The sequence below is a fragment of the Pseudomonas sp. NPDC089406 genome, assembly GCF_044900265.1.
In the GTDB taxonomy this organism is placed as follows: domain Bacteria; phylum Pseudomonadota; class Gammaproteobacteria; order Pseudomonadales; family Pseudomonadaceae; genus Aquipseudomonas; species Aquipseudomonas fakonensis.
Window position 1 is genome coordinate 1 of record NZ_JBJDNC010000013.1, and the last position, 23,144, is coordinate 23,144.

Annotated in this window: 21 protein-coding genes and 1 pseudogene; 6 read left to right on the forward strand and 16 right to left on the reverse strand. The window is 60.4% G+C overall.

The genetic code is table 11. From position 1 onward, the window contains the following. Positions 1–57 precede the first annotated feature (57 nt). The 15 genes and pseudogenes from atpA to rpmH form a co-directional block, all read right to left on the reverse strand. Positions 58–1,047, reverse strand: a pseudogene (atpA, locus tag ACI2KK_RS11350) (F0F1 ATP synthase subunit alpha); the annotation flags it as partial. A 21-nt stretch (positions 1,048–1,068) separates the two neighbouring features. Further along, positions 1,069–1,605, reverse strand: coding sequence for a F0F1 ATP synthase subunit delta (locus ACI2KK_RS11355; protein WP_217841070.1), 537 nt, complete (start codon positions 1,603–1,605; stop codon positions 1,069–1,071). 12 nt (positions 1,606–1,617) lie between these two features. Then, a complete protein-coding gene (locus tag ACI2KK_RS11360; RefSeq protein WP_217841071.1) occupies positions 1,618–2,088 on the reverse strand; it encodes a F0F1 ATP synthase subunit B in 471 nt (156 codons plus the stop codon). Positions 2,089–2,147: 59 nt separating this feature from the next. Continuing rightward, a complete protein-coding gene (atpE, locus tag ACI2KK_RS11365; protein ID WP_003097235.1) occupies positions 2,148–2,405 on the reverse strand; it encodes a F0F1 ATP synthase subunit C in 258 nt (85 codons plus the stop codon). A 144-nt stretch (positions 2,406–2,549) separates the two neighbouring features. Beyond that, positions 2,550–3,419 carry a F0F1 ATP synthase subunit A gene (atpB, locus tag ACI2KK_RS11370; protein ID WP_217841072.1) on the reverse strand — a complete coding sequence of 290 codons (870 nt, stop codon included), beginning with the start codon at positions 3,417–3,419 and terminating at the stop codon, positions 2,550–2,552. Between the two features lie 16 nt (positions 3,420–3,435). Further along, positions 3,436–3,843 (reverse strand): F0F1 ATP synthase subunit I, encoded by a 408-nt coding sequence (locus ACI2KK_RS11375; protein WP_217841073.1) that lies wholly within the window; start codon positions 3,841–3,843, stop codon positions 3,436–3,438. Positions 3,844–3,992: 149 nt separating this feature from the next. Next, entirely contained in the window at positions 3,993–4,865 is an 873-nt protein-coding gene (locus ACI2KK_RS11380; RefSeq protein ID WP_217886948.1) for a ParB/RepB/Spo0J family partition protein, read from the reverse strand. Between the two features lie 9 nt (positions 4,866–4,874). Continuing rightward, entirely contained in the window at positions 4,875–5,666 is a 792-nt protein-coding gene (locus tag ACI2KK_RS11385; RefSeq protein ID WP_217841075.1) for a ParA family protein, read from the reverse strand. Between the two features lie 18 nt (positions 5,667–5,684). Beyond that, positions 5,685–6,335: a 16S rRNA (guanine(527)-N(7))-methyltransferase RsmG gene (gene rsmG, locus ACI2KK_RS11390; RefSeq protein WP_404668979.1), complete on the reverse strand. Its 651-nt coding sequence runs from the start codon at positions 6,333–6,335 to the stop codon at positions 5,685–5,687. Then, positions 6,332–8,224, reverse strand: coding sequence for a tRNA uridine-5-carboxymethylaminomethyl(34) synthesis enzyme MnmG (mnmG, locus tag ACI2KK_RS11395; RefSeq protein WP_217841076.1), 1,893 nt, complete (start codon positions 8,222–8,224; stop codon positions 6,332–6,334). The genes rsmG and mnmG overlap by 4 nt, the downstream gene beginning before the upstream one ends. 533 nt (positions 8,225–8,757) lie before the next feature. Next, a complete protein-coding gene (gene mnmE, locus ACI2KK_RS11400) occupies positions 8,758–10,128 on the reverse strand; it encodes a tRNA uridine-5-carboxymethylaminomethyl(34) synthesis GTPase MnmE (protein WP_404668980.1) in 1,371 nt (456 codons plus the stop codon). Positions 10,129–10,212: 84 nt separating this feature from the next. Then, on the reverse strand, positions 10,213–11,895 hold the full coding sequence (yidC, locus tag ACI2KK_RS11405; protein WP_404668981.1) for a membrane protein insertase YidC: 1,683 nt from the start codon (positions 11,893–11,895) through the stop codon (positions 10,213–10,215). 2 nt (positions 11,896–11,897) lie between these two features. Continuing rightward, positions 11,898–12,143 (reverse strand): membrane protein insertion efficiency factor YidD, encoded by a 246-nt coding sequence (gene yidD / locus ACI2KK_RS11410; protein ID WP_011536514.1) that lies wholly within the window; start codon positions 12,141–12,143, stop codon positions 11,898–11,900. Further along, positions 12,136–12,540 (reverse strand): ribonuclease P protein component, encoded by a 405-nt coding sequence (gene rnpA / locus ACI2KK_RS11415; RefSeq protein ID WP_217843679.1) that lies wholly within the window; start codon positions 12,538–12,540, stop codon positions 12,136–12,138. Before rnpA ends, yidD begins: the two co-directional genes overlap by 8 nt. A gap of 13 nt (positions 12,541–12,553) precedes the next feature. Beyond that, positions 12,554–12,688 carry a 50S ribosomal protein L34 gene (gene rpmH, locus ACI2KK_RS11420; protein WP_002551315.1) on the reverse strand — a complete coding sequence of 45 codons (135 nt, stop codon included), beginning with the start codon at positions 12,686–12,688 and terminating at the stop codon, positions 12,554–12,556. Between the two features lie 581 nt (positions 12,689–13,269). On the opposite strand from rpmH, the gene dnaA reads away from it, so the two are divergent. The 6 genes from dnaA (at position 13,270) to ACI2KK_RS11450 (ending at position 21,640) form a co-directional block, all read left to right on the forward strand. Next, positions 13,270–14,808 (forward strand): chromosomal replication initiator protein DnaA, encoded by a 1,539-nt coding sequence (gene dnaA, locus ACI2KK_RS11425; protein ID WP_404668982.1) that lies wholly within the window; start codon positions 13,270–13,272, stop codon positions 14,806–14,808. A 40-nt stretch (positions 14,809–14,848) separates the two neighbouring features. Continuing rightward, complete coding sequence (dnaN, locus tag ACI2KK_RS11430; protein WP_369988882.1) at positions 14,849–15,952, forward strand: DNA polymerase III subunit beta; 1,104 nt, start codon at positions 14,849–14,851, stop codon at positions 15,950–15,952. A 15-nt stretch (positions 15,953–15,967) separates the two neighbouring features. After that, a complete protein-coding gene (gene recF / locus ACI2KK_RS11435; protein ID WP_217886942.1) occupies positions 15,968–17,071 on the forward strand; it encodes a DNA replication/repair protein RecF in 1,104 nt (367 codons plus the stop codon). Between the two features lie 4 nt (positions 17,072–17,075). Beyond that, positions 17,076–19,496: a DNA topoisomerase (ATP-hydrolyzing) subunit B gene (gene gyrB / locus ACI2KK_RS11440; protein ID WP_404668983.1), complete on the forward strand. Its 2,421-nt coding sequence runs from the start codon at positions 17,076–17,078 to the stop codon at positions 19,494–19,496. 219 nt (positions 19,497–19,715) lie between these two features. Continuing rightward, positions 19,716–20,726: a TauD/TfdA family dioxygenase gene (locus tag ACI2KK_RS11445; protein ID WP_404668984.1), complete on the forward strand. Its 1,011-nt coding sequence runs from the start codon at positions 19,716–19,718 to the stop codon at positions 20,724–20,726. Next, positions 20,723–21,640, forward strand: a complete 918-nt coding sequence (locus tag ACI2KK_RS11450; protein ID WP_404668985.1) for an AEC family transporter — start codon at positions 20,723–20,725, stop codon at positions 21,638–21,640. The genes ACI2KK_RS11445 and ACI2KK_RS11450 overlap by 4 nt, the downstream gene beginning before the upstream one ends. Before the next feature lies 1 nt (position 21,641). Here the strand turns inward: ACI2KK_RS11450 and ACI2KK_RS11455 are convergent, their stop codons facing one another. Then, a complete protein-coding gene (locus tag ACI2KK_RS11455; protein ID WP_404668986.1) occupies positions 21,642–22,937 on the reverse strand; it encodes a sigma-54 interaction domain-containing protein in 1,296 nt (431 codons plus the stop codon). Positions 22,938–23,144 lie beyond the last annotated feature (207 nt).

Here is a 23,144-nt window from a genome sequence, read left to right on the forward strand (position 1 = left end):
AATCAAAATCACAAAACACAGAACTAAACCATAAACAACACAATAAACCTAAACGAAGATCTTCAGAGCGGTCAGGGAACCGGTTTTGCCGGTGACTGCGCCGTTGGTGAACTTCTCGACGTACTCTTCCGAAACGCGCGATGCACGCTCCAGCAGACGGGAGTGGAGATAGAACACGTCGCCTGGGTACGCTTCACGTCCTGGTGGACGGCGCAGCAGCAGGGAGATCTGACGGTAGGCAACGGCCTGCTTGGACAGGTCATCGTAAACGATCAGGGCGTCTTCACCGCGGTCACGGAAGAACTCGCCCATGGTGCAGCCGGCGTATGGCGCCAGGAACTGCAGTGCGGCGGATTCCGAAGCACTGGCAACGACCACGATGGTGTTGGCCAGGGCGCCGGCTTCTTCCAGCTTGCGAACGATGTTGGCAACGGTGGAACGCTTCTGGCCGACAGCAACATAAACACAGAAAATACCGGAGTCTTTCTGGTTGATGATGGCGTCGATGGCCATGGCGGTCTTGCCGATCTGACGGTCACCAATGATCAGCTCGCGCTGGCCACGGCCGACAGGGATCATGGCGTCTACGGACTTGTAGCCAGTCTGTACAGGCTGGTCTACCGACTTACGCCAGATCACGCCCGGGGCTACTTTTTCGACCGCGTCGGTCTGGGTGTTGCCCAGAGGACCTTTGCCGTCGATCGGGTTGCCCAGTGCGTCAACGACGCGGCCCAGCAGTTCCTTACCAACCGGAACTTCCAGGATGCGGCCGGTGCACTTGGCGCTCATGCCTTCGGCGAGGGTGTCATAGGCACCCAGGATCACTGCACCTACGGAGTCTTGCTCCAGGTTCAGTGCCATGCCGAACACGCTGCCAGGGAACTCGATCATTTCGCCGTACATGACGTCGGCCAGACCGTGGATCCGCACGATACCGTCGGATACCGAAACAACGGTACCTTCGTTACGGGCTTGGGAGCCGACATCGAGGTTGTCGATGCGGCCCTTGATGATTTCACTAATTTCGGAAGGATTGAGTTGCTGCATTGCTCTGCTGCCCCTTCAAACTCAAGATTTCAAGGCTTCGGCCAGTTTCGCGATCTTGCCGCGAACCGAACCGTCGATTACCAGGTCGCCGGCGCGGATGACGACGCCGCCGATCAGGCTGGCATCCTCCGACGCGTGCAGGCGCACTTCCTGGCCTAACCGTGCACTGAGAACCTTGGCGAGTTTGTCTTGCTGTTCTTGGTTCAACGCAAAAGCACTGGTGACTTCCACGTCCACGGATTTCTCTTGCTCGGCCTTGTACAGGTCGAACAGAGCGGCAATCTCCGGCAACAGCAGGAGACGGTCGTTTTCCGCGGCAACATGAATGAAATTCTGTGCCTGTGCATTGAACTTGTCACCGCACACTTCAATGAATGCGGCGGCCTTGTTTGCGCTAGTCAGTTGCGGGGCCTTGAGCAGGCGCTGCATGGTGTCGTCTTGCGACACCGCAGCAGCCAGGCCGAGCATGGCTGACCAATTGGCCAGTTGCTGATGGGCCTGGGCGTGCTCGAAGGCAGCCTTAGCGTAAGGTCGGGCCAACGTGGTCAGTTCTGCCATGATCGCCCTCGCTTAAATTTCAGCGGCCAGTTTGTTAACCAGCTCCGCATGCGCGTTTTGATCGATTGTGGCGCCAAGGATCTTTTCAGCACCGCCAACGGCCAGGGCACCCACTTGGGCACGCAGGGCGTCTTTGACGCTGTTCAGTTCCTGTTCGATCTCGGCTTGAGCCTGAGCCTTCACACGGTCAGCTTCGACGCGGGCCTGTTCACGGGCCTCGTCTACAAGCTGAGCAGCGCGTTTCTTGCTTTGCTCAATGATTTCGGCTGCCTGTGCTTTCGCTTCACGCAGTTGCTGACCCGCTTTCTCTTGGGCCAGCTCCAGGTCGCGAGCTGCGCGGTTGGCAGCGTCCAAGCCGTCTGCAATCTTCTTTTGGCGCTCTTGCAGGGCAGTGATGACCGGAGGCCATACATACTTCATGCAGAAGAGTACAAAAATCAGGAAGGCAACGGATTGGCCAATCAGGGTTGCATTAATGTTCACGCCAACACCTCGCTCGGTCTTTGGTTCATCACAGCTATCAACTCGTGGTTAACGAGTGATTAGCCGGCGATTTGACCAACGAACGGATTCGCGAAGGTGAAGAACAGAGCGATACCAACACCGATCATGGTTACGGCGTCGAGCAGACCGGCAACGATGAACATTTTGACCTGCAGCATTGGAACCATTTCTGGCTGGCGAGCAGCGCCTTCCAGGAACTTGCCGCCCAGCAGGCCGAAACCAATGGCGGTACCCAGAGCACCCAGGCCGATCAGCAGAGCAACAGCGATAGCGGTCAGACCAACTACAGTTTCCATCTTTCCTCCCGACTTTTACGTCGTATTGGTTAGGTTTTTAGTTTGAAGCGGTAAAACAAATCGTTTGGTACAGCATGCCCTTGCGGACTTTTTAAGCCCTCCCCCCGAGCAGGCGGGGAAGGCTATCAGACACGCCAGGCGGTCTTAATGGTTATCTTCGTGGGCCATCGACAGGTAGACGATGGTCAGCATCATGAAGATGAAAGCTTGCAGGGTGATGATCAGGATGTGGAACACAGCCCACGCCCACTGCAGCACCACACCCAGGCCGCTGAGCCAGAGGATGCCGGTACCGAACATCACCGCGATCAGGATGAACACCAGCTCGCCGGCGTACATGTTGCCGAACAGACGCAGTGCCAGCGAGATCGGCTTGGCGATCAGGGTGACGAATTCGAGCAGGAAGTTCACCGGAATCAGCAGGATCTGAACGAAGATGTTCTTGCTGCCGAACGGGTGCAGGGTCAGCTCGCCGATGAAGCCGCCGATGCCCTTGACCTTGATGCTGTAGAAGATGATCAGCGCGAACACGCTCAGGGCCATGCCCAGGGTGGCGTTCGGGTCGGTGGTCGATACCGCGCGGAACGGAATGTGCGGGTCACCGGAGATCAGGATGGCCAGCTGAGGAATCCAGTCGACCGGAACCAGGTCGATGGCGTTCATCAGGAAGACCCAGACGAAGATGGTCAGCGCCAGCGGGGCGATCACCGGGCTGCGGCCATGGAAGGAGTCCTTCACGCTGCCGTGGACGAAGTCCACCAGCACTTCGACGAAGTTCTGCAGGGCACCGGGCTGGCCGGAAGTCGCCTTCTTGGCCGCCATGCGGAAGATGAACAGGAAGATCAGACCCAGCGCAACGGACCAGCCCAGGGTGTCCAGGTGGAACGCCCAGAAGCCCATTGCCTTGGCTTCTGCAGCCGAATGGGCCAAGCCCCAGCTGCCGTCTGGTAGTTGACCGTAGGTCAGGTTCTGCAAGTGGTGCTGGATATAACCCGAAGCGGTTTCTTCTGCCATGGTTGCCTCAAACGCCCTAAGGTCTCGAAAGTCTTTTATTCATCAGCAGGGGCGCGAACCAGCTGACCAAAAGGGTCAGCACGAAGACGCCGAATACTGCCAGCGGCGCCAGTGGCTTCACTCCTGCGAAGGTCAGTGCAAACAGCACTGCCGTCAAAATCATCTTGCCTGCCTCGCCTGCGTAGAACGACTTGACGATGGCCTGCGCCGCCCGGGCTCCGCTGAAGCGAAAAGCCTTCCAGGCGAAATACACATTGGGCAGCCAGCCGATCAGCCCTCCGCAGAGGCCTGAATATCCGCTGACCGCCCCTTTCCACTGCCACAACACCAAGGTTGCCAGCAGCAAAACAACAAATTGAGCCAGCAGTACCGGAAAAACCGCCCAGCGATGGAAAGGCAGGCGGTTTGGCGTGCGGATTTCCATCAAAACTGCTCCTCGAAAGTCGACCGCCTAGTCAGTAATGACTTGGCATAATTTGTGCCGACAAAATGCGCGCAGAGTATAGGGGTGGATTAACCCCTATTCAACTATCGGGTAGTGATTTCCGACTGCGCGCTACAACGGGAATTGTTTCAGCGGATGTGAGCAAGCACGCCTTGCAGCTCATCGAGGGAGTTGTAGCGGATCACCAACTGGCCCTTGCCCTTGTTGCCATGGCGAATCTGTACTGCAGAGCCCAGGCGCTCTGCCAGCCGCTGTTCAAGGCGGGCGATGTCCGGATCAGGTTTGCTCGCTTCGACCGGCTCAGGTTTGCCGCTCAACCACTGGCGCACCAGTGCCTCGGTTTGGCGCACGGTGAGGCCGCGTGCGACAACATGACGCGCCCCTTCTTCCTGGCGATCTTCCTCCAGGCCGAGCAAGGCACGGGCGTGGCCCATCTCCAGGTCGCCGTGGGCGAGCATGGTCTTGATCGCCTCAGGCAGCGAGATCAGGCGCAGCAGGTTGGCTACGGTCACCCGCGACTTGCCGACGGCATCGGCCACCTGCTGCTGGGTGAGTTCGAACTCCTGCTGCAGGCGCTGCAGGGCCAGGGCCTCTTCCAGCGGGTTGAGGTCCTCGCGCTGGATGTTCTCGATCAGCGCCATGGCGATGGCGGCTTCGTCGGGCACTTCGCGGACCATGGCCGGGACGGTGTCCAGGCCGGCCTGTTGCGTGGCGCGCCAACGGCGTTCACCGGCGATGATCTCGTAGCGGTTGTCGCCGATCGGGCGCACAACGATCGGTTGCATGACGCCGTGGGTGCGGATCGAGTGCGCCAGTTCTTCGAGCGCCTGCGGGTCCATGTCGCGGCGTGGCTGGTACTTGCCGCGCTGGATCAGCTCCACCGGCAGCTGTTGCAGTTCTTTCTGGTCGATCTTGACCGCCTGCTCTTCGAGCGCGCTGACGGAAGGACCACTGAGCAGAGCATCCAACCCACGTCCGAGACCGCGTTTCTTGATGGCCATGCGGATTCCTTAAGTTGTTTGTGCAGTGCGTGATGGACGGCGCTGGCGGCGCACCAGTTCCCCGGCCAGGGCCAGATAGGCCAGTGCACCGCGAGACTGCTTGTCGTAGGCCAGGGCCGGCATGCCGAAGCTTGGTGCCTCGGCCAGGCGGATGTTGCGCGGGATCACCGTGTCGTACAGCTGCTCGCCGAAGTGCTCCTTGAGCTGCGCCGAAACATCGTTGTTCAGGCTCAGGCGCGGGTCGTACATGGTACGCAGCAGGCCTTCGATCTTCAGCTCCGGGTTCAGCCGGGCAGCGATGCGCTTGATGTTATCCACAAGGTCGCTCAAACCCTCGAGTGCGTAGTACTCGCACTGCATGGGGATGATCACGCCATCGGAAGCGACCAGGGCGTTGAGCGTCAGCATCGACAGCGACGGTGGGCAGTCGATGAGGATGTAGTCGTAATTTTCGCGGATCGGCGCCAGTGCGTTGCGCAGGCGGCTCTCCTTCATCTGCATTTCCAGCAGCACCACTTCGGCGGCGGTCAGGTCGCGGTTGGCCGGCAGCAGCTGGAAGTTGCCGTGTTCGGAGTACTGCATGGCCTGGGCCAGGTCGCATTCCCCGATCAACAGGTCGTACACCGAGTGCTCGAGCTCGTGCTTATCCACACCGCTGCCCATGGTGGCGTTGCCCTGTGGATCGAGGTCGATCAGCAGCACACGACGCTTGGTCGCAGCCAGCGATGCGGCGAGATTGATACAGGTGGTGGTCTTGCCCACACCACCTTTCTGGTTCGCGATTGCGAATACCTTAGCCATTGTTGCGTGTGTTCCCAGTCATGCCTTGCGGCGCAGTATCAGCAGATGGCGCTGGCCCTGGCAACCTGGAACGGTCAGGGCCTGCTCGCTTTCCACTGTGAAGTCTGCGGGCAATGCTACCAGTTCGTCGGCAGGATGCAGCCCCTTCATTGCAAGCCATTGCGTATGGGCGTCACCCAGGTGGCGGGTCCAGTTGGTGAAATTCTCCATGCTGCTGAAGGCGCGAGAGATGATTCCGCAGAACGGCTGCTCGGGCTGTACCTCTTCGACCCGGCTGTGGATAACCGTGAGGTTGTCCAGTTTCAGCTCCATCTTCACCTGGGTGAGGAAGCGGGTTTTCTTGCCGTTGCTGTCGAGCACGGTCACTTGCTTGTGCGGATGCAGGATAGCCAGGGGGATGCCCGGCATGCCGCCGCCGCTGCCGACATCCAGCCAACGCTGGGTGTCGCTGTGGATAAACGGCATGACGCTGAGGCTGTCGAGCAGGTGGCGCGAGACCATCTCGTCGGGGTCGCGCACGGCGGTCAGGTTGTAGGCCTTGTTCCATTTGATCAGCAGGGCCAGGTAGCCCAGCAGCAGCTCGTGCTGCTGCGCGCTCAGCTCGACACCGAGCTGGCGCGCACCTGTGGACAACTCTTCGGCGTGTTGCGGGGTGACCAGGGAACTCAAGCGCTTTGCTCCAATTCGCGGCCTGCGCCGCGTTTTTTCAAGTGAATCAGCAGCAGCGAGATCGCCGCTGGCGTTACGCCGGGAATACGCGAGGCCTGGCCGAGGGTCTCGGGGCGGGTTTGCTCGAGCTTGCCCTGGATCTCCTTGGACAGCCCGGAAATCGTCGTGTAGTCGATATCCACAGGCAGGCGGGTGTCTTCGCTGGCGCGCAGGCGGGCGATTTCTTCCTGCTGACGGTCGATGTAGCCGGCGTACTTGGTCTTGATTTCGACCTGTTCGGCCACTTGCGGGTCGATCACCTCGCCGCCGGTCGCCTCGATCAGCCCAGCGTAGTCGACTTCCGGACGGGCCAGCAGGTTGAGCAGGCTGTATTCGTGGGCCAGCGGCGTACCGAACTTATCCACAATGGCCTGGCCTTGCGCAGTGTTCGGGCGTACCCAGGTGCTTTTCAGGCGCTGCTCTTCGCGCTCGATACCCTCGCGCTTGGTGCAGAACGCCGCCCAGCGCTCATCGTCGATCAGCCCCAGCTCGCGGCCCTTCTCGGTCAGGCGCAGGTCGGCGTTGTCCTCGCGCAGGATCAGCCGGTATTCGGCGCGCGAGGTGAACATGCGGTACGGCTCCTGGGTGCCCAGGGTGATCAGGTCGTCCACCAGCACGCCGATGTACGCCTCGTCGCGGCGCGGGCACCAGCTTTCGCGGCCCTGGGCGCGCAATGCTGCGTTGGTGCCGGCCAGCAGGCCCTGGGCGCCGGCTTCTTCGTAGCCGGTGGTGCCGTTGATCTGGCCGGCGAAGAACAGGCCGCCGATGACCTTGGTCTCGAGGCTGTACTTGAGGTCGCGCGGGTCGAAGTAGTCGTACTCGATGGCGTAGCCCGGGCGCACGATGTGGGCGTTCTCCAGGCCGCGCATCGAACGCACGATCTCAAGCTGCACGTCGAACGGCAGCGAGGTCGAGATGCCGTTGGGGTACAGCTCGTGAGTGGTCAGGCCTTCCGGCTCGATGAACACCTGGTGGCTTTCCTTGTCGGCAAAGCGGTGGATCTTGTCTTCGATCGACGGGCAGTAACGCGGGCCAACGCCTTCGATCACGCCCGAGTACATCGGCGAGCGGTCCAGGTTCGAGGCAATGATTTCGTGGGTGCGCGCGTTGGTGTGGGTGATCCAGCAGCTCACCTGGCGCGGGTGCATCTGGGCGTTGCCCATGAACGACATCACCGGGATCGGCGTGTCACCCGGTTGCTCGCTCATCACCGAGAAGTCCACCGAGCGGCCGTCGATACGCGGCGGGGTGCCGGTTTTCAGGCGGCCGACGCGCAGCGGCAGTTCACGCATGCGGTTGGCCAGGGCATTGGCGGGCGGGTCGCCGGCGCGGCCACCGGAGTAGTTCTGCAGGCCGATGTGGATAAGCCCGCCGAGGAAGGTGCCGCTGGTCAGTACCACCGAGTCGGCGAGAAAGCGCAGGCCCATTTGCGTGACCACGCCCTTGACCTGGTCCTGCTCGACGATCAGGTCGTCGCAGGACTGCTGGAATATCCACAGGTTCGGCTGGTTTTCCAGGATTTCACGCACTACCGCCTTGTAGATGGCGCGGTCGGCCTGTGCACGGGTGGCGCGCACCGCCGGGCCCTTGCGGTTGTTCAGGATACGGAACTGGATGCCGCTCTTGTCGGTGGCCAGCGCCATGGCGCCGCCGAGCGCATCGATTTCCTTGACCAGGTGGCTCTTGCCGATGCCACCGATGGCCGGGTTGCAGCTCATGTGACCGAGGGTTTCCACGTTATGGGTCAGCAGCAGGGTTTTCGCACCCATGCGTGCAGACGCAAGCGCAGCCTCGGTACCGGCATGGCCGCCGCCGATGACGATCACTTCAAAACGGGAAGGGAAATCCACCACGCACCTCGTGCCTGTTTTTGCGAATAGAGAAGGTAAGCGGACAAGTATAGGGACTTAGCCCCCTTCAAAGAAACCTTCTGAGCAAAATTTGACCAGTCTGTGGATGAATGGCCGGAAAAAGTAAACAAAGAGAAAAAATACATAAAAGCTTTGTTTTTATGTTTATGTTTAGGGAGCTATCCACATGTGGATAAGTACCTTTAGCCCAGTATTGGCAATGCCTACAGGATTTCATAACCCTGTGCCGTAAGGGGGTTGAGGGGTATGGATAACCGCGTTTAACCTGTGGATGAAAGTACCTGTTACCCACAGGCGCGGTTTTCCTCATAAAAAAAGCCGGGTTATCAACGGAGCTGATGGTTAGTTTTCCACAGAGCTTACGCGCCCGTGCTCCAGCCTGTGGATGAAGCGGTTAGCGGCCCCCTGTAGGAGCAGGCTTGCCTGCGATAGGGCCAGTACAGGCAGAACTTTTCTGCAGACGAAAAAAAACCGCCCCATCAGGAGCGGTTCCGTTCAAAACTGCTTTGCAGTCACTTGCCGATACAAAAGCTCGAGAAAATCCGCCCCAGCAGGTCATCCGAGCTGAATGCCCCGGTAATTTCCCCCAGTGCCTGCTGTGCCTGGCGCAAATCCTCAGCCAGCAGCTCGCCAGCCCCCGCCAGGGTCAACTGCGCCCGCCCGTGCTCCAGGTGCTCACTGGCCTGGCGCAGCGCCTCCAGATGCCGCCGGCGTGCACTGAAGCTGCTCTCGGCGGTCTGTTCATAACCCATGCAGGCCTTCAGGTGATCGCGCAGCAGGTCCAGGCCCTGGTCGCTGTCGCGGGCACTGAGGGTGATGGTCACGTGGCCGTCTTCGCTCTCCTGCAACCCGACGGCCTCGCCACTGAGGTCTGCCTTGTTGCGAATCAGCGTGACTTTGGCAGGGTCTGGCCGTTGGTCGAGAAATTCCGGCCACAGGGCAAACGGGTCACTGGCTTCGGGCGCGGTGGAGTCCACCACCAGCAGCACACGGTCGGCTTCACCGATGGCCTTCAGCGCGCGTTCCACGCCGATTTTTTCTACATGGTCGTCGGTATCGCGCAGGCCGGCGGTGTCCACCACGTGCAGCGGCATGCCGTCGATGTGGATATGTTCGCGCAGGATGTCCCGGGTGGTGCCGGCGATATCGGTCACGATCGCCGCTTCACGACCGGCCAGCTGGTTCAGCAGACTGGATTTGCCGGCATTCGGACGGCCGGCAATCACCACGGTCATGCCATCGCGCAGCAAGGCGCCCTGCCCGGCTTCACGCTGCACTGTGCACAAGTCGTCGCGCACCGCATCGAGCATGCCCAGCACATGGCCGTCGGCGAGAAAATCGATCTCCTCTTCCGGGAAATCGATGGCCGCCTCGACGTAGATGCGCAGCGCAATCAACGCCTCGGTGAGGTTATGCACACGCTTGGAGAACGCCCCTTGCAGCGAGCGCAGGGCGTTGCGGGCGGCTTGTGTGGAGCTGGCTTCGATCAGGTCGGCGATGGCCTCGGCCTGGGCCAGGTCGAGCTTGTCGTTGAGGAAGGCGCGTTCGCTGAATTCCCCAGGGCGTGCCAGCCGGCAACCCAGCTGCAGGCAACGCTGCAGCAGCATGTCCATCACCACCGGGCCACCGTGGCCCTGCAGCTCCAGCACATCTTCGCCGGTGAACGAGTTCGGCCCGGGGAAGAACAGCGCGATGCCTTCGTCCAGCACCAGGCCATCAGCGTCGCGGAACGGGCCGTAGTGGGCGTGGCGCGGGGTCAGGTTGCGCCCGGTGATGGCAAGGCCGGCCTGGCTGGCCAGCGGCCCCGACAAACGGACGATACCCACACCGCCGCGGCCCTGGGCGGTGGCGATGGCGGCGATGGTTTCACGCACAGTGTTCATGCTCGAAGCCTCTAAACAAATACGACAGATAGCAAAAACGCCCCACGAGGGGGCGTTTTATTCACAGGCTAGACGATCAGCCCGTCAAGCAGCAGCGTTCTTGCTGGCCGCTTCGATGCGACGGGTGATGAACCACTGCTGCGAAATCGACAGGCAGTTGTTCACAACCCAGTACAGCACCAGGCCGGCCGGGAACCACAGGAAGAAGAAGGTGAAGATGATCGGCATCATTTTCATGACCTTCGCCTGCATCGGATCCGGCGGCGTCGGGTTCAGGCGCTGCTGGATGAACATGGTGGCACCCATGATGATCGGCAGGATGAAGAACGGATCCTTGATCGACAGGTCGGTGATCCACAGCATCCATGGGGCCTGGCGCATTTCAACGCTTTCCAGCAGTACCCAGTACAGGGCCAGGAACACCGGCATCTGCACCAGGATCGGCAGGCAGCCGCCCAGCGGGTTGATCTTCTCTTTCTTGTACAGCTCCATCATCGCCTGGGACAGCTTCTGGCGATCGTCACCGAAGCGTTCCTTGAGCTGGGCGAGCTTCGGCGCCACGGCACGCATGCGCGCCATCGAGCGGTAGCTGGCAGCCGACAGCGGGAAGAACAGGCCCTTGATGAGCATGGTCAGAACGATGATCGACCAGCCCCAGTTACCCAGCAGGCTGTGGATATGTTGCAGCAGCCAGAAGATCGGCTGGGCAATGAACCACAGGAAGCCGTAGTCGACGGTCAGTTCCAGGCCTGGGGACAACTCCTTGAGCTTGGACTGGATCTTCGGGCCGGCGTACAGCATGGCGCTGGTTTCGGCCTTGGCGCCGGTAGGCACGCTGATGGTCGGGCCGGTGTAGCCGATGATGTAGTTGCCCTGGCTGTCTTTGCGGGTCTGCACGGCGTTGTTGTCCGACTTGGCCGGAATCCATGCAGTCACGAAGTAGTGTTGCAGCCAGGCGACCCAACCGCCGGACACATTTTCTTTCAAACCGCCCTTGTCCATGTCTTTCATCGACACTTTCTTGTACGGCTCGGAAGCTGTCCACAGGGCAGCGCCCAGGTAGGTAGCGGTACCGGTGGCGGTGCTCGAGGACGGATCGGAGCTGGCGTCACGCTTGAGCTGGGCAAACAGGTTGCCGTTCCAGGCCTGGCCGCTCTGGTTGTCGATCAGGTAGCTGACGGTCAGGTCGTACTCGCCGCGCTTGAAGCTGAAGCGCTTGATGTAGTTGACGCCGTTGTCGCTGAACTTCAGGTCGACGACCAGTTGCTCCTGGCCGTCGGCCAGCTGGAAGCTTTTCGCTTCGGCGGCATACAGCGGGCGACCGCTGCTGCGGGCATCCGGGCCGTTGGCGCCGGTCAGGCCGGACTGCGCCAGGTAGACACGTTCGCCGCCGTTATCGAACAGCTGGAACGGAATCTCCGGGTGGTCCTGGCGACGCGGGTACTTGGGCAGGGTCAGCTGGACGATGTCACCACCGACCGGGTCGATAGCCAGTTCCAGGACGTCGGTCTTGACCCGGATCAGGTCCTTGCTGACCGCGACCGGGGCGAGTTCCGCCGGAGTGGATTCAGCATTGGCGCTCGGCACATCGGCGCTGGCGCCGGCGTTGCCGGCCGGGACGGTGTCCGGCAGGGCCGGGGCAGCAGTGCTGGCAGCAGTATTCTGAGTCGGCAGGGCAGCCTGGCCGTAGTCCTGGTTCCACTTGAGGACCATGACGTAGGACACGATTGCCAGGGCGACGATCAGGATCGTGCGTTTAATATCCATGATTACTCGGCTATCGAAGAAGTTCGGGAGGAAGGAGCGGGTGGAACAGGGTCGAAACCGCCGTCGTTCCACGGATGACAACGCCCCAGGCGACGAACGGCCAGCCACCCACCACGCAACAGGCCATGGTTTTCGATGGCTTCGTATGCGTAACAGGAACAGCTGGGATAGAAACGACAGTGACTGGCCATCAGAGGACTGATGGCGTAACGGTAGAACTGGATCGGAACGAGGGCCAGTTTACGCATCGTGACTGTCTACCCCTGCAGGATCGGCATTCGCCGCTGGAGAGGGTCGACTGCGGACCAGTCGCTTCCAGAGCTTGCCAAAGTGTTGGTGCAATTCTGGGTTTTCCACTTCGCCCAACCCCTTGCGTGCAACGATCACGATATCCAGACCGGCCAGCGACTGCTGGTTCAGGCGGAATGAATCGCGCATCAGGCGTTTCAGGCGATTGCGTTGAACGGCGAGCTTGACGCTCTTCTTGCCGATCACCAAGCCGAGGCGTGGGTGATCAAGGCCGTTCTCGCGGGCAAGGATAAGCAGGTTTTTCCCTGGAACCTTGCCGGTTGGGGAGTCGAAGACCGCTTTGAAGTGTCGGGGTGTAAGCAGTCGCTTTTCCCGACTGAAGTCCTGACTCACCACCAGTGCCGAAAAATCAAACGGCCAGACGCTTACGGCCTTTGGCACGACGACGCGACAGAACAGCACGGCCGTTCTTGGTAGCCATACGGGCACGGAAACCGTGGGTGCGGGCGCGCTTGATGGTGCTTGGTTGGAAAGTACGTTTCATGGCGTGTTACCTGGGTTAGTCGACAACGGGCCGGAAGGGCCCCCTTTTTAAGAGATCGGCGATTCTAGAGAAAGCAAGCCAATAGGTCAATTTCCAACCAGCCTTTCCTTAATGAAGGTGCTCGACGGTGACGGGAAGGTTTCGCTTGCCTGGCAGGCGAGACGCAGCTCAACATGAAAAAAATAAAGAGGCATATAAAAAGCTTTTCTGAAGAACTTATAAAGCTTAAGTGGATAACCTTCTGTGGATAACCACTTACAGCCCAGTATTTAAGGCATGTACAGAGTTTCAAAACCTTGTCGGTAACAGGTGCGGCCGCTGTGCTGGACATGCGCACAAGCTGTGCAGGAAATGCCTGTTTATCCACAGGTGGTTTATCCACAGGGCTGAACCCAGGGTTGTGCATAGCCCTCATGTAGCGTTATCCACAGGGCTTATTCACATGGCTTGGTGTCATATTCGTCAGTTTTTGGCGGGTATGTCGGTGTTGCACCGGCCCTGATATGTGGATAACTGACCTCTTGCCCGGTACAATGGCGGTTTGTTTTTGCCTCATCCGGCTTTCAACTCAGGGGATATCCGTGTCAGTGGAACTTTGGCAGCAGTGCGTGGAGCTTCTGCGCGATGAACTGCCTGCCCAGCAATTCAACACCTGGATCCGTCCGCTACAGGTCGAAGCCGAAGGCGACGAGTTGCGCGTCTACGCGCCCAACCGGTTCGTGCTCGACTGGGTCAATGAAAAGTACCTGGGTCGTCTGCTCGAGCTGCTGGGTGAACACGGCAACGGCATCGCGCCTGCGCTCTCCTTATTAATAGGTAGCCGCCGCAGCTCCGCCCCGCGCGCCGCCCCCAACGCGCCGGTCAGTGCAGCCGTGGCCGCGTCCATGGCCCAGCAGGTTCCAGCCCAGCCAGCCCAGCCAGCCCCGCAAGTGCAGGTGGCGAGCGAACCGGTGGCAGCACCGGTCGCCCAACTGGTACTGGAGGCCGAAGAGCCCTCCAGCCGCGACAGCTTCGACAGCATGGCCGAAGTGGCCGCGCCACCTGCCGCCAGCACGCGCACCGAGCAGCGCACGGTGCAGGTTGAAGGCGCGCTCAAGCACACCAGCTACCTCAACCGCACCTTCACCTTCGAAACCTTCGTCGAAGGTAAGTCGAACCAGCTGGCGCGCGCCGCTGCCTGGCAGGTGGCAGACAACCCCAAGCACGGTTACAACCCGCTGTTCCTGTATGGCGGCGTCGGCTTGGGTAAGACTCACTTGATGCATGCTGTGGGTAACCACCTGCTGAAGAAGAACCCGAACGCCAAGGTGGTCTACCTGCATTCGGAGCGCTTCGTCGCCGACATGGTCAAGGCGCTGCAGCTGAACGCCATCAACGAATTCAAACGCTTCTACCGCTCGGTGGACGCGCTGCTGATCGACGATATCCAGTTCTTCGCCCGCAAGGAGCGTTCCCAGGAAGAGTTTTTCCACACCTTCAACGCCCTGCTCGAGGGCGGCCAGCAGGTGATTCTCACCAGCGACCGCTACCCGAAGGAAATCGAAGGCCTGGAAGAGCGCCTGAAGTCGCGCTTTGGCTGGGGCCTGACGGTGGCCGTGGAGCCTCCCGAACTGGAAACCCGCGTGGCCATCCTGATGAAGAAGGCCGACCAGGCCAAGGTCGAGCTGCCGCACGATGCGGCGTTCTTCATCGCCCAGCGCATCCGCTCCAACGTGCGTGAACTGGAAGGCGCCCTGAAACGGGTTATCGCCCACTCGCACTTCATGGGCCGCGACATCACCATCGAGCTGATCCGCGAGTCACTGAAGGACCTGCTGGCGCTGCAAGACAAGCTGGTCAGTGTGGATAACATCCAGCGCACCGTGGCCGAGTACTACAAGATCAAGATCGCCGACCTGTTGTCCAAGCGCCGTTCGCGCTCGGTGGCGCGCCCGCGCCAGGTGGCCATGGCGTTGTCCAAAGAGCTGACCAACCACAGCCTGCCGGAAATCGGCGACATGTTTGGCGGCCGCGACCACACCACCGTGCTGCACGCCTGCCGCAAGATCAACGAATTGAAGGAATCCGACGCGGACATCCGCGAGGACTACAAGAACCTGCTGCGTACGCTGACGACCTGATGGCCGTCGGCGCAGCTAATTGAAGGCAAGGGACTAGACCATGCATTTCACCATTCAACGCGAAGCCCTGTTGAAACCCCTGCAACTGGTCGCAGGCGTCGTCGAGCGCCGCCAGACCTTGCCGGTCCTGTCCAACGTCCTGCTGGTCGTGCAAGGCCAGCAACTGTCGTTGACCGGTACCGACCTGGAAGTCGAACTGGTTGGCCGCGTGCAACTGGAAGAACCCGCCGAGCCTGGCGAGATCACCGTCCCTGCGCGCAAGCTGATGGACATCTGCAAGAGCCTGCCTAGCGACGTGCTGATCGACATCAAGGTTGACGAGCAGAAGCTGCTGGTCAAGGCCGGCCGTAGCCGCTTCACCCTGTCGACCCTGCCGGCCAACGACTTCCCCACCGTGGAAGAGGGCCCGGGCTCGCTGACCTGCAACCTGGAGCAAAGCAAGTTGCGCCGGCTGATCGAGCGCACCAGCTTCGCCATGGCCCAGCAGGATGTGCGCTACTACCTCAACGGCATGCTGCTGGAAGTGTCCACCGACACCCTGCGCGCTGTTGCCACCGACGGTCACCGCCTGGCGCTGTGCGCCATGCAAGCACCGATCGGCCAGGCCGACCGTCACCAGGTGATCGTGCCGCGCAAAGGTATCCTTGAGCTGGCGCGTCTGCTCACCGACCCGGAAGGCATGGTCAGCATCGTGCTCGGCCAGCACCACATCCGCGCCACCACCGGTGAGTTCACCTTCACCTCCAAGCTGGTTGACGGCAAGTTCCCGGACTACGAGCGCGTGCTGCCCAAGGGCGGCGACAAGCTGGTGGTCGGCGATCGCCAGGCCCTGCGCGAAGCGTTCAGCCGTACCGCCATTCTGTCCAACGAGAAGTACCGCGGTATCCGCCTGCAACTGGCTGCCGGCCAGCTGAAAATCCAGGCCAACAACCCGGAGCAGGAAGAAGCGGAAGAAGAGATCAGCGTCGATTACGAAGGCAGCTCGCTGGAAATCGGTTTCAACGTCAGCTACCTGCTGGACGTGCTGGGTGTGATGACCACTGAACAGGTTCGCCTGATTCTGTCGGACTCCAACAGCAGCGCCCTGTTGCAGGAAGCCGGCAATGACGACTCTTCCTACGTTGTCATGCCGATGCGTCTGTAATTCGTAGCAGGCCCAATGTCCCTTCTACGCCTTTCGGTCACCGCGGTGCGCAACCTGCACCCGGTGACCCTCTCCCCCTCCCCCCGCATCAACATCCTTTACGGCGACAACGGCAGCGGCAAGACCAGCGTGCTCGAGGCCGTGCACCTGCTCGGGCTGGCGCGCTCGTTCCGCAGCACCCGACTCAACCCGGTGATCCAGTACGAACAGCCCACCTGCACGGTGTTTGGTCAGGTCGAACTGGCTGAGGGTGGCACCAGCAACCTGGGTGTTTCCCGGGAGCGGCAAGGGGATTTCACCATTCGCATCGACGGGCAAAACGCCCGCAGCGCGGCTCAGCTGGCCGAGATGCTGCCGCTGCAACTGATCAACCCGGACAGTTTTCGCCTGTTGGAAGGTGCGCCGAAGGTTCGCCGGCAGTTCCTCGACTGGGGTGTGTTCCACGTGGAACCTCGCTTCATGGCCACCTGGCAAAGGCTGCAGAAGGCCCTGCGGCAGCGGAACTCATGGCTGCGGCATGGTACACTTGACGCCGTTTCGCAAGCCGCCTGGGATCGGGAGTTGTGTCTCGCCAGTGCGGAAATAGATGAATACCGTCGCAATTACATCAAGGCCTTGAAGCCCGTCTTCGAGCGAACCCTGAGCGAGCTGGTCGAACTGGACGGGCTGACCCTGAGCTACTACCGCGGCTGGGACAAGGACCGGGAACTCAACGAAGTCCTCGCAACCTCCCTTCTTCGCGATCAGCAAATGGGCCACACCCAGGCCGGGCCACAGCGTGCCGATTTGCGCCTGCGACTGGGCGCCAACAACGCCGCTGACATTCTCTCGCGAGGCCAGCAGAAGCTGGTGGTGTGTGCGCTGCGGATTGCCCAAGGGCACCTGGTAAGCCAGGTCCGTCGCGGCCAGTGTATTTATCTGGTGGATGACTTGCCGTCCGAGTTGGACGAACAGCACCGCCGCGCCCTGTGCCGCTTGCTTGAAGAATTGAACTGCCAGGTGTTTATCACCTGTGTAGACCACGAATTTCTGAGGGAAGGCTGGCAAACGGAAACGCCAGTCGCTTTGTTCCACGTGGAACAGGGCCGTATCACCCAGACCCACGACCATCGGGAGTGAAGGCATGAGCGAAAATCAAACGTACGACTCCTCCAGCATCAAGGTGCTGAAAGGGCTTGATGCCGTACGCAAACGTCCCGGCATGTACATTGGCGACACCGATGACGGCAGCGGCCTGCACCACATGGTCTTCGAAGTGGTCGACAACTCGATCGACGAAGCCCTGGCCGGGCATTGCGATGACATCACCGTCATCATCCACCCGGACGAGTCCATCAGTGTCCGCGACAACGGCCGGGGGATCCCGGTCGATGTGCACAAAGAGGAAGGCGTATCCGCAGCCGAGGTCATCATGACCGTGCTGCACGCCGGCGGTAAGTTCGACGACAACTCCTACAAGGTTTCCGGCGGTCTGCACGGTGTAGGTGTTTCGGTGGTGAACGCCCTGTCCGAACAGCTGGTGCTGACCGTGCGCCGCAGCGGCAAGATCTGGGAACAGACCTACGTCCACGGTGTTCCACAGGCCCCGATGGCTGTGGTCGGCGAAAGCGAAACCACCGGTACCCACATCCACTTCAAGCCTTCGGCTGAAACCTTCAAGAACATTCACTTCAGCTGGGACATCCTCGCCAAGCGTATCCGCGAGCTGTCGTTCCTGAACTCCGGTGTCGGCATCCTGTTGAAGGACGAGCGCAGCGGCAAGGAAGAGTTCTTCAAGTACGAAGGTGGCCTGCGCGCATTCGTTGAATACCTGAACACCAACAAGACCCCGGTCAACTCCCAGGTGTTCCACTTCAACGTCCAGCGTGACGACGGCGTGGGTGTCGAAGTTGCCCTGCAGTGGAACGACAGCTTCAACGAGAACCTGCTGTGCTTCACCAACAACATTCCCCAGCGCGACGGTGGTACTCACCTGGTCGGCTTCCGCTCCTCGCTCACCCGTAGCCTGAACAGCTACATCGAGCAGGAAGGCCTGGCGAAGAAGAACAAGGTTGCCACCACTGGTGACGACGCCCGTGAAGGCCTGACCGCGATCATCTCGGTCAAGGTACCGGACCCTAAGTTCAGCTCGCAGACCAAAGACAAGCTGGTTTCCTCGGAGGTGAAGACCGCCGTGGAACAGGAGATGAACAAGTACTTCTCCGACTTCCTGTTGGAAAACCCCAACGAAGCCAAGGCCGTGGTCGGCAAGATGATCGACGCTGCCCGTGCCCGTGAAGCGGCGCGCAAGGCCCGTGAGATGACCCGCCGCAAAGGCGCGCTGGACATCGCCGGCCTGCCGGGCAAACTGGCCGACTGCCAGGAGAAGGACCCTGCCCTCTCCGAACTGTACCTGGTGGAGGGTGACTCCGCAGGTGGTTCGGCCAAGCAAGGCCGTAACCGTCGCACCCAGGCAATCCTGCCGCTGAAGGGCAAGATCCTCAACGTCGAGAAGGCACGCTTCGACAAGATGATCTCCTCGCAGGAGGTCGGCACGCTGATCACCGCCCTGGGCTGTGGCATCGGCCGCGAAGAGTACAACATCGACAAGCTGCGCTATCACAACATCATCATCATGACCGATGCTGACGTCGACGGTTCGCACATCCGTACCCTGCTGCTGACCTTCTTCTTCCGTCAGTTGCCGGAGCTGGTCGAGCGTGGCTACATCTATATTGCCCAGCCGCCGCTGTACAAGGTGAAAAAGGGCAAGCAGGAGCAGTACATCAAGGACGACGAGGCCATGGAAGAATACATGACCCAGTCGGCCCTCGAAGATGCCAGCCTGCACCTGGACGAGTCGGCGCCAGCCGTTTCGGGCGTACAGCTCGAAGCCCTGGTGAACGAGTTCCGCGCGGTGATGAAGACCCTCAAGCGCCTGTCGCGCCTTTACCCGGAAGAGCTGACCGAGCACTTCATCTACCTGCCGGAAGTCACTCAGGAGCAACTGGCTGACAAGGGCAAGATGGATACCTGGCTGGCCGCCTTCCAGGCACGCCTGGGTAACAGCCAGCGCTCCGGCCTGACCTACAAGGCAGACCTGCGCGAAGACAAGGAACGTAATATCTGGCTGCCAGTGGTAGAAACCACCTCCCACGGCCTGGCCAGCTACGTCACCTTCAACCGCGAGTTCTTCGGCAGCAACGATTACCGTTCGGTGGTCGCCCTGGGCGCCAAGCTCGGTACCCTGCTGGGCGAAGGTGCCTACGTGCAGCGTGGCGAACGCCGCAAGGCCGTTACCGAGTTCAAGGAAGGCCTGGACTGGCTGATGAACGAAAGCACCAAGCGCCACACCATCCAGCGATACAAAGGGCTGGGTGAGATGAACCCGGACCAGCTGTGGGAAACCACCATGGACCCGACCGTGCGCCGCATGCTCAAGGTGACCATCGAAGATGCCATCGCCGCCGACCAACTGTTCAACACCCTGATGGGTGATGCCGTTGAACCGCGTCGTGACTTCATCGAAAGCAACGCCCTGTCGGTGGCTAACCTGGACTTCTGATCTTGCTCTGCTGTTCTAGCGCTGAATAAGCCAACCTTCGGGTTGGCTTTTTTTATGCCTGAAACACAATGTTCCACGTGGAACAGCTTGCTTCAGACCGCTCTGCCCAGACCTGATCCGTTTCCCCCTGATAACTACCTGCGCCGGCAGATAGTTTATGTGGGCAAGCCTGCGCCACTTAAGGCCGGCTATAGATATCTGGTATGGAGGAGTCTGACAATGGACAAAACATGTGTTTACCCACTGACCGACAACGAGCGCAACCAATTGGGCGCAGCGCTTGGCAAGGTCAACTATGATCCGCAGGGCGGACAGAACTACATCACCGATCTTCGAATCATCGCAGACACCCACCTGCCGCGCAGAGTCATCGATGTGCTGGCCAATCAGCGCACCTCTCTGAACCCGAAGCCCTACCTTATATTCGAGAATCTGCCTACTGACGAGGCGGTCTTCACCACCCCTGAGGCCCATACATTCGCGCCAGCAGCCAAGAGCGGCACTCTGAGTGAGAGCCTGATCATGACCTTTGCTGGAATGATAGGTGAGCCTTATTCGATCCAGTTTGAGGGGGCGGATGTCGTCAATAACCTTATCCCCAAGGCTTCGGAAAAGCGCGAGTACACCGGATTAGGTTCGGAGGTTGAGCTCGGCTTTCATATCGAGAACGCTGCCCTCAAGCACGTGGAAAACGCTAGTTTTTCCCCGCTTGGGTTACTGCTGACTGGCGTGCGTCATGATCCGAATGGGCCCCTGACGCGCCTGGCCGATGCTCGCCAGGCAATCGGTTTGCTCGAGGAGCATGACGTCGACTGCCTGAGTCAGCCCTTGTATCGAATCAAGGTCCCCCATCGTTGGCGAGACCAAGGCGCTTACATTACCGAGCCGATTGCGGTGCTTAGCGGCGTTCTGGACTTCCCGGAAGTCAGCGCCGTATTTTACCCGGATATGGTGGAGGCATTGAGCAAGCCGGCAGCCGATGCACTGGCGCGGTTCCATGATGCACTCATCCAGGTTTCGATAGGGTTGGATATCAAGCCAGGGCAATTGGTGTACATCGATAATCGTTTCACGCTGCATGCGCGGGACAGCTTCGCCCCCTCTCTGGACGCCATGTCCAATCCGTTGAGATGGGTTCAGCGTGTCTTCGTGGCCAGCAATCTCTGGAGCCATCGACGGCTGGAGAGGATAAAGGCTCGAGTCTTCCTGCCTCGAGACCCTGCACTATGATCAACACTTTTCTCGCGGTAGTGCCCATCTTTCTGCTTATCATGGTTGGCCACGCTCTCAAACGCTGGGTGCTGAGCGATGACGGTTGGTGGAAGCATGTGGACAAGCTGGTCTACTATCTGTTCTTCCCCGCTTTGCTGTTATTGGACATCAGCAGGGCAGATTTTTCCGGGAGTGGAACCTCGACTGCCATTGCTGCGACCATGGGGGCTACGCTGCTGGTGGGCGCTTTGATTTTCCTGGGACAGGCCTTGGTCAAAGTCAAGAGCGACCTGTTCACCTCGATCTTCCAGGGAGGCATTCGCTACAACTCCTACGTATTCATCGCTTTGGCCCACTCACTGTATGGGGTGGATGGCGTCGCGCTCTCCGGAGTGTTCGTTGCCTACCTGATCGTACTGACCAACATCATGAGTGTGCTGGTGATGAATCACTTCGGTGAAGGTGGCAGAAAGTCCTTGTGTGGCATGGTGAGCGCCCTGCTGAAGAATCCGTTGATCATCGCCGCAGTAATCGGGCTGGCAATGAACGGTGTCGGGACAGGTTTCGGCGCAGCGTTCGAGCAGTGCATGACCTATCTCGCTGGGGCGGCGACGCCACTGAGCCTGATGTCTGTGGGGGCAGGACTGGTGTTCAATCAGCAGGCAAACCGTGCGCTGGCAACGCTTTATGTGGTCGGTCTGAAGTTGCTGCTGATGCCGATCATCACGATGGGGCTGCTGCTGCTATTGGGCGCTTCGGGTATGGCTGCCAGTGTGGCGCTACTTTATGCCTGTGTGCCTTGCGCCGGTAATGCCTACATTTTGGCAAGGCAGATGGGCGGGGATGCATCGGCCATGGCATCCATGATCACCTGGACAACGCTGGTTTCCACATTGAGCATCACCTTGATCTTGAGTTCGGTAACGCTCTAGGTCAGCTTCCATGACCAAGCGCCTTCAGCCTTCGGTACAAGGTACGCTCGCTCAAGCCCAGTTTTCGAGCCAACTCGCTTCGTGAACCCTGGAACCGCTCCAGCGTCCACGCGATGCTATCCAGACTACCGGGAGTATTGCGTGGACTTTGGCTAGCGCCCTGAACCTCAATTGGCAGGTGCTCAGGACGAATCTGGCCGTCATCCGTGAACAGGCGTGCTCGTTCCAGAACGTTACGCAGCTCGCGAATGTTCCCCGGGAAGTGGTAGCGCTGAAGCAATTTCATGGTCTGTTCGCTGACTTGCGGTGCATAGGATCCAGCAATGCGTTGAAGCAATGACTCGACCAGCAGTGGCAGATCCGAAGCCCGTTCACGCAAGGCTGGCAAGCAGATCGGAAAGCCGCTAATGCGGTAGTACAAGTCTTCGCGGAAGGTGCCGGCACTGGCCATGGCCTTCAACGGTTTGTGGGTCGCCGAGACCAGGCGAAAGTCCGAGTGCACGGTGCGCGTGCTGCCCACCGGGCGAAAGCTGCCCGACTCGATCAGGCGTAGCAGCTTCACCTGCATCGCCAGTGGCACCTCGCCGATTTCGTCGAGGAACAGCGTGCCGCCATGGGCCGCTTCGGCCAGGCCGATCTTGCGTTGGCTGGCGCCGGTGAAGGCGCCCTTCTCGTAGCCGAACAGCTCGCTTTCGAACAGCGACTCGGTCAACCCGGTACAGTCCACCACCACCAGCGGGCCGTTGGCCCGAGGGCTACCCAGGTGCAGGGCGCGGGCGAACAGTTCCTTGCCGGTACCCGACTCGCCCTGCAGCAACACCGGAATCTGCGCCGGTGCTGCACGCTGCAGGCTGGCAACCGCCTGCTTGAACGCCGGTGCCCGGCCCACCAGGCCGTTCTGTTGTGGCTGCGCCGAAGCCAGGGTGACGCTGGCCAGGCGTTCGACGAAGGCCACCACCCTGCCCTGTTCGTCGAGGATCGGGCGCAGCTCCACATCCACATGCTCCGGGCCGCGTGGGGTGTGGTGAATGTGCAGCACGCGCTCGGGCACCTTGCTGGCCAGCGACTTGCGCAGCGGGCAGTGCTCGCCCGCCTGGTCGCAAGGCACGGCATAGTGGTGCGAGACGCGGTGGCATTTTTCGCCCAGCGGCGCCTGCTCGCCGGTTGCGAACTGGCGGCGGTAAGCGGCGTTGGCGGCAAGGATGTTGTAGTCGGTGTCCAGCACGATGCTCGGCAGGGCATCGTGTTCAAGGTAGGACACCAGCGCGAGGATCGCGGGGTGGGCAGCGGTGAGCATGGCAGTACCAGGTGGGTGACCGGGCGAGGGTAGCAAGGACTGCCAAACACTGCCATTGGCTGACAGTCGACTGCCAGAATGTGTCACTTATGCTGACACAAATACAGGCACAGGCCTTGAGAGCCTTGGGGCCGCCTTGCGCCCCTTCGCGGGCAAGCCCGCTCCCACAGGACCGCGCAAAGCCTTGGTTAGCGCAGGCCCTGTGGG